Source organism: Escherichia sp. E10V10, assembly GCF_004211985.1.
GTDB lineage: Bacteria > Pseudomonadota > Gammaproteobacteria > Enterobacterales > Enterobacteriaceae > Escherichia.
Map to the genome: position 1 here is coordinate 76,902 of NZ_RHJO01000010.1, position 13,148 is coordinate 90,049.

Annotated in this window: 14 protein-coding genes; 11 read left to right on the plus strand and 3 right to left on the minus strand. The window is 52.0% G+C overall.

Translation table 11 applies throughout. From position 1 onward, the window contains the following. Positions 1 to 17 precede the first annotated feature (17 nt). Positions 18 to 1,835, plus strand: a complete 1,818-nt coding sequence (malZ, locus tag D9736_RS13865; protein ID WP_130258535.1) for a maltodextrin glucosidase — start codon at positions 18 to 20, stop codon at positions 1,833 to 1,835. A 4-nt stretch (positions 1,836 to 1,839) separates the two neighbouring features. Here malZ and acpH read toward each other — a convergent pair whose 3' ends face one another. After that, positions 1,840 to 2,421: an ACP phosphodiesterase gene (gene acpH, locus D9736_RS13870; protein WP_130223247.1), complete on the minus strand. Its 582-nt coding sequence runs from the start codon at positions 2,419 to 2,421 to the stop codon at positions 1,840 to 1,842. A 92-nt stretch (positions 2,422 to 2,513) separates the two neighbouring features. Between acpH and queA the strand changes: the two genes are divergently transcribed. The 6 genes from queA to yajD all read left to right on the plus strand — a co-directional run bounded on the left by queA (position 2,514) and on the right by yajD (position 8,454). Beyond that, positions 2,514 to 3,584, plus strand: a complete 1,071-nt coding sequence (gene queA / locus D9736_RS13875) for a tRNA preQ1(34) S-adenosylmethionine ribosyltransferase-isomerase QueA (RefSeq protein WP_130223245.1) — start codon at positions 2,514 to 2,516, stop codon at positions 3,582 to 3,584. Between the two features lie 54 nt (positions 3,585 to 3,638). Next, entirely contained in the window at positions 3,639 to 4,766 is a 1,128-nt protein-coding gene (gene tgt / locus D9736_RS13880; RefSeq protein ID WP_000667317.1) for a tRNA guanosine(34) transglycosylase Tgt, read from the plus strand. Positions 4,767 to 4,788: 22 nt separating this feature from the next. Continuing rightward, positions 4,789 to 5,121: a preprotein translocase subunit YajC gene (yajC, locus tag D9736_RS13885; protein ID WP_000007629.1), complete on the plus strand. Its 333-nt coding sequence runs from the start codon at positions 4,789 to 4,791 to the stop codon at positions 5,119 to 5,121. Between the two features lie 27 nt (positions 5,122 to 5,148). Beyond that, the gene (secD, locus tag D9736_RS13890) at positions 5,149 to 6,996 is read left to right on the plus strand and encodes a protein translocase subunit SecD (protein WP_130215424.1); all 1,848 of its coding nucleotides are present in this window, start codon (positions 5,149 to 5,151) and stop codon (positions 6,994 to 6,996) included. A gap of 10 nt (positions 6,997 to 7,006) precedes the next feature. Then, positions 7,007 to 7,978 (plus strand): protein translocase subunit SecF, encoded by a 972-nt coding sequence (secF, locus tag D9736_RS13895; protein ID WP_130206230.1) that lies wholly within the window; start codon positions 7,007 to 7,009, stop codon positions 7,976 to 7,978. Between the two features lie 128 nt (positions 7,979 to 8,106). Continuing rightward, a complete protein-coding gene (gene yajD, locus D9736_RS13900) occupies positions 8,107 to 8,454 on the plus strand; it encodes an HNH nuclease YajD (RefSeq protein ID WP_000974823.1) in 348 nt (115 codons plus the stop codon). 216 nt (positions 8,455 to 8,670) lie between these two features. Here the strand turns inward: yajD and tsx are convergent, their stop codons facing one another. Then, the gene (tsx, locus tag D9736_RS13905; RefSeq protein WP_116836751.1) at positions 8,671 to 9,555 is read right to left on the minus strand and encodes a nucleoside-specific channel-forming protein Tsx; all 885 of its coding nucleotides are present in this window, start codon (positions 9,553 to 9,555) and stop codon (positions 8,671 to 8,673) included. Between the two features lie 297 nt (positions 9,556 to 9,852). Beyond that, entirely contained in the window at positions 9,853 to 10,395 is a 543-nt protein-coding gene (locus D9736_RS13910) for a DUF3251 domain-containing protein (protein WP_130223243.1), read from the minus strand. Positions 10,396 to 10,545: 150 nt separating this feature from the next. Here D9736_RS13910 and nrdR point away from each other — a divergent pair, with 150 nt between their 5' ends. The 4 genes from nrdR (at position 10,546) to nusB (ending at position 13,100) form a co-directional block, all read left to right on the plus strand. Further along, positions 10,546 to 10,995, plus strand: coding sequence for a transcriptional regulator NrdR (gene nrdR / locus D9736_RS13915; RefSeq protein WP_064527125.1), 450 nt, complete (start codon positions 10,546 to 10,548; stop codon positions 10,993 to 10,995). A 3-nt stretch (positions 10,996 to 10,998) separates the two neighbouring features. After that, positions 10,999 to 12,102 (plus strand): bifunctional diaminohydroxyphosphoribosylaminopyrimidine deaminase/5-amino-6-(5-phosphoribosylamino)uracil reductase RibD, encoded by a 1,104-nt coding sequence (gene ribD / locus D9736_RS13920; protein ID WP_130258536.1) that lies wholly within the window; start codon positions 10,999 to 11,001, stop codon positions 12,100 to 12,102. Positions 12,103 to 12,190: 88 nt separating this feature from the next. Then, positions 12,191 to 12,661, plus strand: a complete 471-nt coding sequence (ribE, locus tag D9736_RS13925; protein ID WP_001021161.1) for a 6,7-dimethyl-8-ribityllumazine synthase — start codon at positions 12,191 to 12,193, stop codon at positions 12,659 to 12,661. 19 nt (positions 12,662 to 12,680) lie between these two features. Next, entirely contained in the window at positions 12,681 to 13,100 is a 420-nt protein-coding gene (gene nusB, locus D9736_RS13930; protein ID WP_000801125.1) for a transcription antitermination factor NusB, read from the plus strand. Positions 13,101 to 13,148: the final 48 nt, after the last annotated feature.

The window sequence follows — 13,148 nt, forward strand, 5'->3', positions numbered from 1 at the left end:
TTAATCGCAGGGGAATTATGATGTTGAATGCATGGCACCTGCCGGTGTCCCCATTTGTTAAACAAAGCAAAGATCAACTGCTCATTACACTGTGGCTGACGGGCGAAGAGCCGCCACAGCGCATTATGTTGCGCATGGAAAACGATAACGAAGAAACATCAATACCGATGCATAAACAGCGCAGCCAGCCGCAGCCTGGAGTGACGGCGTGGCGGGGAGCGCTCTCTCTCGTCACCGGGCAACCACGGCGGCGCTACAGTTTCAAATTGCTGTGGCACGATCGCCAGCGTTGGTTTACGCCGCAAGGTTTCAGCCCAATACCACCAGCACGGCTGGAACAGTTTGCCGTCGATGTGCCGGATATCGGACCACAATGGGCGGCGGATCAGATTTTTTATCAGATCTTCCCGGATCGTTTTGCCCGGAGTCTGCCTCGTAATGCCGATCAGGATCATGTCTATTATCATCACGCCGCCGGGCGGGAAATCATATTGCGTGACTGGGATGAACCGGTCACGGCACAGGCGGGCGGATCAACGTTCTATGGCGGCGATCTGGACGGGATAAGCGAAAAACTGCCGTACCTGAAAAAACTCGGCGTGACGGCGCTGTATCTTAATCCGGTGTTTAAAGCACCCAGCGTGCATAAATACGATACCGAAGATTATCGCCACGTCGATCCGCAGTGTGGCGGCGACGGGGCGTTGCTGCGTTTGAGACACAACACGCAGCAGCAAGGAATGCGCCTGATGCTGGACGGCGTGTTTAACCACAGTGGCGATTCTCATGCCTGGTTTGACAGGCACAATCGCGGGACGGGCGGCGCTTGCCATAACCCCGAATCGCCCTGGCGCGACTGGTACTCGTTTCGCGATGACGGAACGGCGCTCGATTGGCTGGGCTATGCCAGCCTGCCAAAACTGGATTATCAGTCGGAAAGTCTGGTGAATGAAATTTATCGCGGTGAAGACAGCATTGTCCGTCACTGGCTGAAAGCGCCGTGGAATATGGACGGCTGGCGGCTGGATGTGGTGCATATGCTGGGGGAAGCGGGCGGGGCGCGCAATAATTTGCAGCATGTCGCCGGCATCACTGAGGCGGCGAAAGAAACCCAGCCAGAAGCGTACATTGTCGGTGAATATTTTGGCGATGCGCGGCAATGGTTACAGGCCGATGTGGAAGATGCATCGATGAACTATCGCGGCTTTACTTTTCCGCTGTGGGGCTTTCTCGCTAATACCGATGTCTCTTACGATCCGCAGCAGATTAACGCTCAAATCTGTATGACCTGGATGGACAATTACCGTGCCGGGCTTTCTCATCAACAGCAACTGCGTATGTTTAACCAGCTCGATAGTCACGATACCGCGCGATTTAAAACGTTACTCGGACGGGATGTTGCGCGTCTGCCACTGGCGGTCGTCTGGCTGTTCACCTGGCCTGGTGTGCCGTGTATTTATTACGGCGATGAAGTGGGGCTGGACGGCAATAACGATCCATTTTGTCGTAAACCGTTTCCCTGGGACCCGGAAAAACAAGATACGGAGCTATTCGCGCTATACCTGCGAATGATTGCGCTGCGTAAGAAGAGCCTGGCATTGCGTCGTGGCGGCTGTCAGGTGTTGTATGCGGAAGATAACGTGGTGGTGTTTGTGCGTGTGCTCAATCAGCAGCGTGTGCTAGTGGCAATCAACCGTGGTGAAGCGTGTGAAGTGGTGCTACCCGCATCGCCGTTGCTTAATGTCGCGCAATGGCAATGCAAAGAAGGGAACGGACAACGGGTAGATGGGATCCTGGCGTTGCCCGCGATATCAGCCACGGTGTGGATGAATTAATACCTTACAACGCTTTGCGTGACGCCTGCTCCATCATCCGCGGATAAAATTGCCAGAAGCGGGTTTCAAGGGCGTCGTAATGGGTGTCTAAATCGTACCAGGAGTCACGCAGAGCATCCAGACGTGGGCGACGGCTTGCCATGCCGTTTAACACGCTCTGGATGAAATCCATATCGCGATAGCGCACCAGCCATTGCTCTGACCACAAGTAGTTATTCAGATTGATAAAGCGCGGCGGTGAGTCCGGCAAAATCGTCATCACTTGTTCGCGGGCATAACAGACAAATTCCTGTAGCGGAAAGTCCGGCGACAGCTGCGACCAGTGGCGGGACAGAAAGTGATCCCACATCACATCCAGCGTAATAGGCGCAACGCGGCGAGTTTCGTTGCGAAACCACTCCCGCGCTTCGCGGACTTCCGGCAGATTGTCGGTTAACACATCGATACGCCGATGCATATGAATACCTGCAACCACGTCGGGCGGAAAACTTTCGTCAGGATTTCCGCGAACAAAATCAGCCAGTAAGTTGCCGGAAAGCGAACTTTCAGCGAGATGGGCTAAATGCAGGTGAGCTAAAAAATTCATCGATTATATTCTATCCAAAGGGGGGTAAAGGTTGCAGGGAGAGCGCCCCGGCACTAGACTACCCGCCTCTTATTTTAGTCTGAGTCAGTGTCATGCGCGTTACCGATTTCTCCTTTGAATTGCCCGAATCCCTGATTGCCCACTATCCCATGCCTGAACGCAGTAGCTGTCGTTTACTGTCGCTGGACGGGCCGACGGGCGCGCTGACGCACGGTACTTTCACCGATTTACTCGATAAGCTCAACCCCGGCGATCTTCTGGTTTTTAACAATACCCGCGTGATCCCGGCGCGTCTGTTTGGGCGAAAAGCTAGCGGCGGTAAAATTGAAGTGCTGGTTGAGCGGATGCTCGACGACAAACGCATTCTCGCGCATATTCGCGCCTCGAAAGCGCCAAAACCGGGCGCGGAGCTACTGCTGGGCGATGACGAAAGCATCAAAGCAACAATGACCGCTCGTCATGGCGCGCTGTTTGAAGTCGAATTTAACGATGAGCGCTCGGTGCTGGATATTCTCAACAGCATCGGCCATATGCCACTGCCGCCGTACATCGACCGTCCGGACGAAGATGCAGACCGCGAACTTTATCAAACGGTTTATAGCGAAAAACCAGGCGCGGTAGCAGCACCGACCGCCGGACTGCACTTTGACGAACCGCTGCTGGAAAAATTGCGCGCCAAGGGCGTGGAGATGGCATTCGTGACTCTGCATGTGGGGGCGGGTACCTTCCAGCCGGTACGCGTCGATACCATTGAAGACCACATCATGCACTCGGAATATGCAGAAGTGCCGCAGGATGTGGTTGACGCAGTGCTGGCTGCGAAAGCGCGTGGAAATCGGGTGATTGCGGTTGGCACCACCTCTGTTCGCTCGCTTGAGAGCGCGGCCCAGGCGGCGAAAAACAATCTGATTGAACCGTTTTTCGATGATACACAAATCTTTATCTATCCCGGCTTCCAGTACAAAGTGGTCGATGCGCTGGTGACTAACTTCCATCTGCCGGAGTCAACGCTGATTATGCTGGTTTCCGCATTTGCCGGTTATCAACACACCATGAACGCCTATAAAGCGGCAGTAGAAGAGAAATATCGCTTTTTTAGTTACGGTGATGCGATGTTTATCACGTACAATCCGCAGGCAATTAATGAGCGCGTCGGGGAGTAATTCCGCGGCGCTGGTTTAAACGTTGGACTGTTTTTCTGACGTAGTGGAGAAAAAATGAAATTTGAACTGGACACCACCGACGGTCGCGCACGCCGTGGCCGCCTGGTCTTCGATCGTGGCGTAGTGGAAACGCCTTGTTTTATGCCTGTTGGCACCTACGGCACCGTAAAAGGGATGACGCCGGAAGAAGTTGAAGCCACTGGCGCGCAAATTATTCTGGGTAACACTTTCCACCTGTGGCTACGCCCGGGTCAGGAAATCATGAAACTGCATGGCGATCTGCACGATTTTATGCAGTGGAAAGGCCCGATCCTTACCGACTCCGGCGGCTTCCAGGTCTTCAGTCTCGGCGATATCCGTAAAATCACCGAACAGGGCGTGCACTTCCGTAACCCCATTAACGGCGACCCGATTTTCCTCGATCCCGAAAAATCGATGGAGATTCAATACGATCTTGGCTCAGACATCGTCATGATTTTTGACGAGTGTACGCCGTATCCTGCTGACTGGGATTACGCGAAGCGCTCTATGGAGATGTCGCTGCGTTGGGCGAAGCGTAGCCGCGAGCGTTTTGACAGCCTCGGCAACAAAAATGCGCTCTTTGGTATCATTCAGGGCAGCGTTTACGAAGATTTACGTGATATCTCTGTTAAAGGTCTGGTAGATATCGGTTTTGATGGCTACGCTGTCGGCGGTCTGGCAGTGGGTGAGCCTAAAGCAGATATGCACCGTATCCTGGAGCATGTGTGCCCGCAAATTCCGGCAGACAAACCACGTTACCTGATGGGCGTTGGTAAACCGGAAGACCTGGTTGAAGGCGTGCGCCGCGGTATCGATATGTTTGACTGCGTAATGCCAACACGTAATGCGCGTAACGGTCATCTGTTCGTGACCGATGGCGTGGTGAAAATCCGCAATGCGAAGTATAAGAGCGACACTGGCCCGCTCGATCCTGAGTGTGATTGCTACACCTGTCGCAATTATTCACGTGCCTACTTGCATCATCTCGACCGTTGCAACGAAATATTAGGCGCGCGACTCAACACCATTCATAACCTTCGTTACTACCAGCGTTTGATGGCGGGTTTACGCAAGGCTATTGAAGAGGGTAAATTAGAGAGCTTCGTAGCTGATTTTTACCAGCGTCAGGGGCGAGAAGTACCACCTTTGAACGTTGATTAATATTAATAATGAGGGAAATTTAATGAGCTTTTTTATTTCTGATGCGGTAGCGGCAACGGGTGCTCCGGCACAAGGTAGCCCGATGTCTTTGATTTTGATGCTGGTGGTATTCGGTCTGATTTTCTATTTCATGATCCTGCGCCCACAGCAGAAGCGCACCAAAGAACACAAAAAGCTGATGGACTCCATCGCGAAAGGTGATGAAGTGCTGACGAACGGTGGCCTGGTCGGTCGCGTAACCAAAGTAGCAGAAAACGGCTACATTGCTATCGCGCTGAATGACACCACTGAAGTAGTTATTAAACGTGACTTCGTAGCCGCCGTTCTGCCGAAAGGCACCATGAAGGCGCTGTAATTAAAATTTTTCCCTAAGGGAATTGCCGTGTTAAACCGTTATCCTTTGTGGAAGTACGTCATGCTGATCGTGGTGATTGTCATCGGTCTGCTGTATGCGCTTCCCAACCTGTTTGGTGAGGATCCGGCTGTTCAGATCACTGGCGCGCGCGGAGTCGCCGCCAGTGAGCAAACGCTGATCCAGGTCCAGAAAACGTTACAAGAAGAAAAAATAACTGCTAAGTCTGTGGCACTGGAAGAGGGCGCTATTCTTGCGCGCTTCGACTCCACTGACACCCAGCTACGCGCTCGTGAAGCATTAATGGGCATTCTGGGTGACAAATATGTCGTGGCGCTTAACCTTGCCCCGGCTACGCCGCGCTGGCTGGCAGCTATTCACGCTGAGCCGATGAAGCTCGGCCTTGACTTGCGTGGCGGCGTTCACTTCCTGATGGAAGTGGATATGGACACTGCGCTTGGCAAACTTCAGGAACAAAATATCGATAGCCTGCGCAGCGATCTGCGTGAAAAAGGCATCCCGTATACCACTGTTCGTAAAGAAAATAATTACGGTCTGAGCATCACTTTCCGCGATGGCAACGCCCGTGATGAAGCCATTGCATATCTGAGCAAGCGTCATCCCGATCTGGTCATTAGCAGCCAGGGTAGCAACCAGCTGCGTGCGGTCATGAGCGATGCGCGTCTCAGTGAAGCGCGTGAATATGCGGTGCAGCAGAACATTAACATCCTGCGTAACCGTGTAAACCAGCTTGGTGTGGCGGAGCCTGTAGTACAACGTCAGGGCGCAGACCGCATTGTCGTTGAGCTGCCAGGTATTCAGGATACCGCTCGCGCGAAAGAGATTCTTGGCGCGACCGCGACGCTGGAGTTCCGTCTGGTAAACACCAACGTTGACCAGGCCGCTGCTGCATCTGGCCGCGTACCGGGCGACTCTGAAGTGAAACAGACCCGCGAAGGTCAGCCGGTTGTGCTGTACAAACGCGTAATTCTGACCGGTGACCATATCACCGACTCCACTTCCAGCCAGGACGAATACAACCAGCCGCAGGTTAACATCTCGCTCGATAGCGCTGGTGGCAACATCATGTCTAACTTCACTAAGGACAACATCGGCAAACCGATGGCGACCCTGTTTGTGGAGTACAAAGACAGCGGTAAGAAAGATGCAAACGGTCGTGCGGTTCTGGTGAAACAGGAAGAGGTGATTAACATCGCGAATATCCAGTCTCGTCTGGGTAACAGCTTCCGTATCACTGGTATCAACAACCCGAACGAAGCGCGTCAGCTGTCGCTGCTGCTGCGTGCCGGTGCGTTGATCGCGCCGATTCAGATTGTTGAAGAACGTACCATTGGCCCGACTCTGGGTATGCAGAACATTGAACAGGGGCTGGAAGCGTGTCTGGCTGGCCTGCTGGTTTCTATTCTGTTCATGATCCTCTTCTATAAGAAGTTTGGTCTGATTGCGACCAGTGCTCTGATTGCGAACTTGATCTTGATTGTCGGCATTATGTCGCTGTTGCCAGGCGCAACGCTGAGTATGCCGGGTATTGCGGGTATCGTCTTAACCCTTGCGGTAGCGGTCGATGCTAACGTACTGATCAACGAACGTATTAAAGAAGAGTTAAGCAACGGGCGTACTGTTCAGCAGGCAATTGATGAAGGTTATCGTGGCGCGTTCAGTTCCATCTTCGATGCGAACATCACCACGCTGATTAAAGTCATCATCCTGTACGCGGTGGGTACCGGGGCAATTAAAGGGTTCGCGATTACTACCGGTATCGGTGTGGCGACGTCGATGTTTACCGCGATTGTCGGTACGCGTGCCATCGTAAACCTGCTATATGGCGGCAAGCGCGTCAAGAAGCTGTCAATCTGAGGAGTGCGATGTGGCACAGGAATATACTGTTGAACAACTAAATCACGGCCGTAAAGTCTACGACTTTATGCGCTGGGACTACTGGGCTTTCGGCATCTCTGGTCTACTTTTAATCGCCGCGATCGTCATTATGGGCGTGCGCGGCTTTAACTGGGGGCTGGATTTCACCGGTGGTACGGTTATTGAAATTACGCTCGAAAAACCGGCTGAAATTGATGTAATGCGTGATGCATTGCAGAAAGCGGGCTTTGAAGAGCCGATGCTGCAAAACTTCGGTAGCAGCCACGACATCATGGTCCGCATGCCGCCAGCTGAAGGCGAAACCGGTGGTCAGGTGCTGGGCAGCAAAGTTCTGAAGGTGATTAACGAAGCTACCAATCAGAACGCGGCGGTGAAGCGTATTGAGTTCGTCGGTCCGAGCGTAGGGGCAGACCTTGCGCAAACCGGCGCGATGGCGCTGATGGCGGCGCTGCTGTCTATCCTTGTATACGTTGGTTTCCGCTTTGAGTGGCGACTGGCTGCAGGGGTAGTAATCGCGCTGGCGCACGACGTTATCATTACGCTGGGTATTTTGTCGTTATTCCATATCGAGATTGACCTGACCATTGTGGCATCGTTGATGTCGGTTATCGGTTACTCGCTTAACGACAGTATCGTGGTATCGGACCGTATTCGTGAAAACTTCCGCAAGATCCGTCGCGGTACGCCTTACGAAATCTTTAACGTGTCCTTGACCCAGACGCTGCACCGTACCTTGATCACATCCGGTACCACCTTGATGGTTATCCTGATGCTGTATCTCTTCGGTGGCCCGGTGCTGGAAGGCTTCTCGCTGACCATGCTGATCGGTGTGACTATCGGTACTGCATCTTCCATCTATGTAGCATCGGCGCTGGCCCTGAAACTGGGTATGAAGCGCGAACACATGCTGCAGCAGAAAGTGGAAAAAGAAGGGGCGGACCAGCCGTCAATTCTGCCTTAATCAAGTTCCCGTTGATGTTGAAAATCCCGGTCAAAAGATCGGGATTTTTTTTGATGTATGGAGATTGCGAAAATCCCCGCATCTTGGGAAACTGCGCGTAACCCTACATTTCATCCAGGTAACTTTTCATGGCTATCATCCCAAAAAACTATGCGCGGTTAGAAAGCGGCTATCGCGAAAAAGCATTAAAACTCTATCCGTGGGTCTGCGGTCGTTGTTCCCGCGAGTTTGTTTATTCCAACCTGCGTGAACTTACCGTTCACCACATTGATCACGACCATACCAATAACCCGGAAGATGGCAGTAACTGGGAATTACTTTGTCTCTATTGCCACGATCATGAGCATTCGAAATATACCGAAGCGGATCAGTATGGTACGACCGTTATCGCAGGGGAAGATGCGCAGAAAGATGTCGGTGAGGCGAAATACAACCCGTTTGCTGATTTAAAAGCGATGATGAACAAGAAGAAGTGATAAAAAATGCCGGATACAAAATCCGCTATTTGAGCTTTGTGACAAACGAAAAATTGCCTGATGCGCTACGCTTATCAGGCCTACGTAATCTCAGCAATGTATTGAATTTGCGTGCTTTTGTAGACCAGATAAGGCGTTTACGCCGCATCCGGCATGAACAACGCGCACGTTGTCGACAATCTGAAATGCCGGGAATAAATCCCGGCATTTTCATAATCAGAAGTTGTAACCTACCACCAGGTAACCACCCCAGCCGGTAGAGCGAACGTTGAAGTTGCCGTTGCCGAAGTTCAGTTCTGCATCGTCGTTCCACTGACCACCGTCATGCCAGTAACGTGCAACGACAGAGTAGTGCCAGTGATCGTAGTTCAGCGCCAGAATATGACTGGAAGCGATGGAGTTATTGCTGCGTGTCTTAATACCGTTGATTGCGTTACCGCTGTCATCACCCAAATCGGAACCCCAGTCGAAGTTGGTGAAACCGATGTAGCTCAGCTGACCGCCCCACAGATCGGTAATCGGCACAAAGTATTTAATTTTGAAACGGTAACCGTCCCACTCGTTTTCGTTCGCTGCGCCGTAGTTCTGCCACTGGTATTTCGCATACACGTTCATGGACAGGCTCATCGGCAGGCCAGTGTCGATGTCAGTACCCAGACCCATATACCAGGTGCTCTGGCGACCATCTTTGTTACGGCCCATGTCGTAAATGTAGTTGTTCGCGAAGTACCACTCTTTGAACGGACCGAAGCTAAGGTCAGTATTGGTCAGCTTATCGATGGAGAAACGCGGTTCGATTTCCATAAACAGCGGAGAACCGTGGTTCCAGATACCTTTGGCATCGGAGTTACCGCCGAAGAATACCGGCGCATCCGCGTAACCATAGAAATCGAACCAGTCTTTTTTAGCGAATGCTTCATACTCCAGGTAAGTATCGTTACGGATCTGCGGTCCGAAACGAGTGTGATAGCTACCAACTACGTTAACGCTCTGGTGCCACCAGTCGGAAAGGTACTGCGGTTTATCGTTTTCAGCTGCGTTGACAGTAAAAGACGAAGAGAGCGCCAGTACCGCACCGGCTGCCAGTAATGTTTTTTTCATATGTATGCCACTGTTTGAAAATCCCTTACGGGAGTGAAAAAGGCGCAAATTGCGTTTCTAAATATTTCCTATACAGAGGAGCCTATTATAAAAATCATTGCTCACAAAAATATGTTTCGTTTCACAGTTCTATCATTTACGTAATCGATTGCGTTCACGTTTACACATATTCGGGCGGGGATTGTACTGACTTTCACCCTTGTTGCAAACTTTTACTATCAATCTGGGTGATGTAAGCGGAGTAACAAAATGACGGGGGAGGATGTTGCGGGACGCACAAAACGCCCCGCGATACGTTTACTGCACAACAGGTTGAATGTCGTGTATACGTACAAAACCTAACTGATCCACAGAAATACCCTTTAACTGTAACGGAATATCAACATCGCTCGGAGCGAGGACGCTGGCAGGTGCGTTAATCAATTGATTCTGCACATTGACTTCCTGAAAGTTGTCAGTTGTTCCCTGAATTTGTCCATATTCAACGGTTCCGCTGAAAGCGGGTAAAGGATCATTGGACTCGCCCTGAATCCGTAACGTCAGAGTGGTGCCATCTGCATTTGGCGTAATATTCACCAGCGACATACGTAAATTGCCAATTTGGCTTTCCAGCCGTGCCGGTGTATTTGCACCTGGTAACAGGTAAACCCCACTACTGGATTTTGCGTTCAGCGTATTTTGCTGGGTGATTTTGACAGTTTCTTTGTTGAGCTGAGTCATCTCTTTATTCAACGTGCTGACGCTGTGTTTCATCTGTCGCACTTCGCTTTGCTGCATACAGGCGCTCAGGCTGAACAGGCTTCCCAGCAGGAGTAGTCGAAAACATACTTTAATGTTCATAGGTAGTCCCTTTCTCGTCACAATTATCCTAATGGTAGAGGCTTAAAGCCGTGAAAGCATCGATCCTTTATCTCAAAAGCGTTGCGCCTTTGTTGTATCGCCAGTTCAGGGTAAAATAGATTTCTATTAACCACCTGGTCAGGACGCCGTATGCATTGCCCATTCTGTTTCGCCGTGGACACTAAGGTAATTGACTCTCGTCTCGTGAGCGAGGGTTCTTCCGTACGCCGCCGTCGGCAGTGTCTGGTGTGTAATGAACGTTTCACTACTTTTGAAGTGGCGGAACTGGTTATGCCGCGTGTCGTGAAAAGCAACGACGTGCGCGAACCGTTTAATGAAGAAAAATTGCGTAGCGGAATGCTGCGGGCGCTGGAAAAACGTCCGGTGAGTTCCGATGACGTCGAAATGGCGATCAACCATATTAAATCGCAACTCCGCGCCACCGGTGAGCGCGAAGTGCCGAGCAAAATGATTGGCAATCTGGTGATGGAGCAATTGAAAAAGCTCGACAAAGTCGCCTATATCCGTTTTGCCTCTGTCTATCGCAGTTTCGAAGATATCAAAGAATTTGGCGAAGAGATTGCGCGCCTGGAGGATTAAACCGTGCAGGACGAGTTATACATGGCGCGGGCGCTAAAGCTGGCGCAACGAGGGCGCTTCACCACTCACCCTAACCCGAATGTCGGTTGCGTCATTGTGAAAGATGGCGAAATTGTCGGTGAAGGTTACCATCACCGCGCGGGCGAACCGCATGCCGAGGTACACGCGTTGCGCATGGCAGGTGAAAAAGCCAAAGGCGCAACGGCGTATGTGACACTCGAACCTTGTAGTCATCATGGTCGTACGCCGCCGTGTTGTGACGCATTAATTGCTGCTGGCGTGGCGCGCGTGGTGGCTGCGATGCAGGACCCTAATCCGCAGGTCGCTGGGCGTGGACTTTACCGTTTGCAACAAGCTGGCATTGACGTCAGCCACGGCCTGATGATGAGCGAAGCCGAGCAATTGAATAAAGGCTTCCTCAAGCGCATGCGCACCGGCTTTCCTTATATACAGTTGAAACTCGGCGCGTCGCTAGATGGTCGCACTGCGATGGCCAGCGGTGAAAGCCAGTGGATCACTTCACCTCAGGCTCGACGCGATGTTCAGCGTCTGCGCGCGCAAAGTCATGCTATTTTAACCAGCAGCGCCACGGTGCTGGCGGACGATCCAGCCTTAACGGTGCGTTGGTCTGAACTGGATGAACAAACTCAGGCGCTCTATCCGCAACAAAATCTCCGTCAGCCGGTACGTATTGTGATTGATAGCCAAAATCGCGTGACGCCGGAACACCGCATTGTGCAGCAGCCGGGGGAAACCTGGTTCGCGCGTACGCAGGAAGATTCTCGTGAATGGCCGGAAACGGTGCGTACCTTGCTGATTCCAGAGCATAAAGGTCATCTGGATCTGGTTGTACTGATGATGCAACTGGGTAAACAGCAGATTAACAGCATCTGGGTGGAAGCGGGGCCAACGCTCGCTGGCGCATTGCTACAGGCGGGTTTAGTCGATGAGCTGATTGTCTATATCGCACCTAAACTATTAGGCAGCGACGCCCGCGGATTATGTACGCTGCCGGGGCTTGAGAAATTAGCCGACGCGCCCCAATTTAAATTCAAAGAGATACGTCATGTAGGCCCGGATGTTTGCCTGCATTTAGTGGGTGCATGATCTCCCGGCTCGAAAGGGAAGCAGCGCACGAAATATTATGCTAAAATCCGCCCCCCTGCGGGGCCATACTCGAACCCGAAGGAAGAAAATGAACATTATTGAAGCTAACGTTGCTACCCCGGACGCTCGCGTCGCCATCACCATTGCGCGTTTCAACAACTTTATCAATGACAGCCTGCTGGAAGGTGCAATTGACGCACTGAAACGTATCGGTCAGGTAAAAGATGAAAACATTACCGTTGTTTGGGTGCCTGGTGCCTATGAGCTGCCGCTGGCGGCGGGTGCACTGGCTAAAACCGGTAAATACGACGCGGTGATTGCGCTGGGTACCGTTATTCGTGGTGGCACTGCCCACTTTGAATATGTCGCTGGTGGTGCAAGCAACGGCCTGGCGCATGTTGCCCAGGACAGCGAAATTCCGGTTGCTTTTGGGGTTCTGACCACTGAAAGCATTGAACAAGCGATCGAACGTGCTGGCACCAAAGCTGGTAACAAAGGTGCAGAAGCTGCACTGACCGCGCTTGAAATGATTAATGTATTGAAAGCCATCAAGGCCTGAAATTAGTAAGGGGAAATCCGTGAAACCTGCTGCTCGTCGCCGCGCTCGTGAGTGTGCCGTCCAGGCGCTCTACTCCTGGCAGTTGTCCCAGAACGACATCGCTGATGTTGAATACCAGTTCCTGGCTGAACAGGATGTAAAAGACGTTGACGTCCTGTACTTCCGTGAGCTGCTGGCCGGGGTGGCGACTAACACCGCATACCTCGACGGACTGATGAAGCCATATCTGTCTCGCCTGCTGGAAGAGCTGGGCCAGGTAGAAAAAGCGGTACTGCGCATTGCGCTGTACGAGCTGTCTAAACGTAGCGATGTGCCGTACAAAGTGGCCATTAACGAAGCGATCGAACTGGCGAAATCGTTCGGCGCAGAAGACAGCCATAAGTTCGTCAATGGCGTACTGGATAAAGCAGCACCTGTGATTCGCCCTAACAAAAAGTGATATCCAGGCCGGCAGAGTAACGGAAAAACAGTTCCGCACTCGCCGGCC

What these genes read in the sequence shown, in the direction of transcription:
- D9736_RS13910 (WP_130223243.1), bottom strand. Translation starts at nt 10,395, where the DNA reads ATGAACATTAAAGTATGTTTTCGACTACTCCTGCTGGGAAGCCTGTTC.
- acpH (WP_130223247.1), bottom strand. Translation starts at nt 2,421, where the DNA reads ATGAATTTTTTAGCTCACCTGCATTTAGCCCATCTCGCTGAAAGTTCG.
- tgt (WP_000667317.1), top strand. Translation starts at nt 3,639, where the DNA reads ATGAAATTTGAACTGGACACCACCGACGGTCGCGCACGCCGTGGCCGC.
- nrdR (WP_064527125.1), top strand. Translation starts at nt 10,546, where the DNA reads ATGCATTGCCCATTCTGTTTCGCCGTGGACACTAAGGTAATTGACTCT.
- yajC (WP_000007629.1), top strand. Translation starts at nt 4,789, where the DNA reads ATGAGCTTTTTTATTTCTGATGCGGTAGCGGCAACGGGTGCTCCGGCA.
- ribE (WP_001021161.1), top strand. Translation starts at nt 12,191, where the DNA reads ATGAACATTATTGAAGCTAACGTTGCTACCCCGGACGCTCGCGTCGCC.
- queA (WP_130223245.1), top strand. Translation starts at nt 2,514, where the DNA reads ATGCGCGTTACCGATTTCTCCTTTGAATTGCCCGAATCCCTGATTGCC.
- tsx (WP_116836751.1), bottom strand. Translation starts at nt 9,555, where the DNA reads ATGAAAAAAACATTACTGGCAGCCGGTGCGGTACTGGCGCTCTCTTCG.
- yajD (WP_000974823.1), top strand. Translation starts at nt 8,107, where the DNA reads ATGGCTATCATCCCAAAAAACTATGCGCGGTTAGAAAGCGGCTATCGC.
- malZ (WP_130258535.1), top strand. Translation starts at nt 18, where the DNA reads ATGATGTTGAATGCATGGCACCTGCCGGTGTCCCCATTTGTTAAACAA.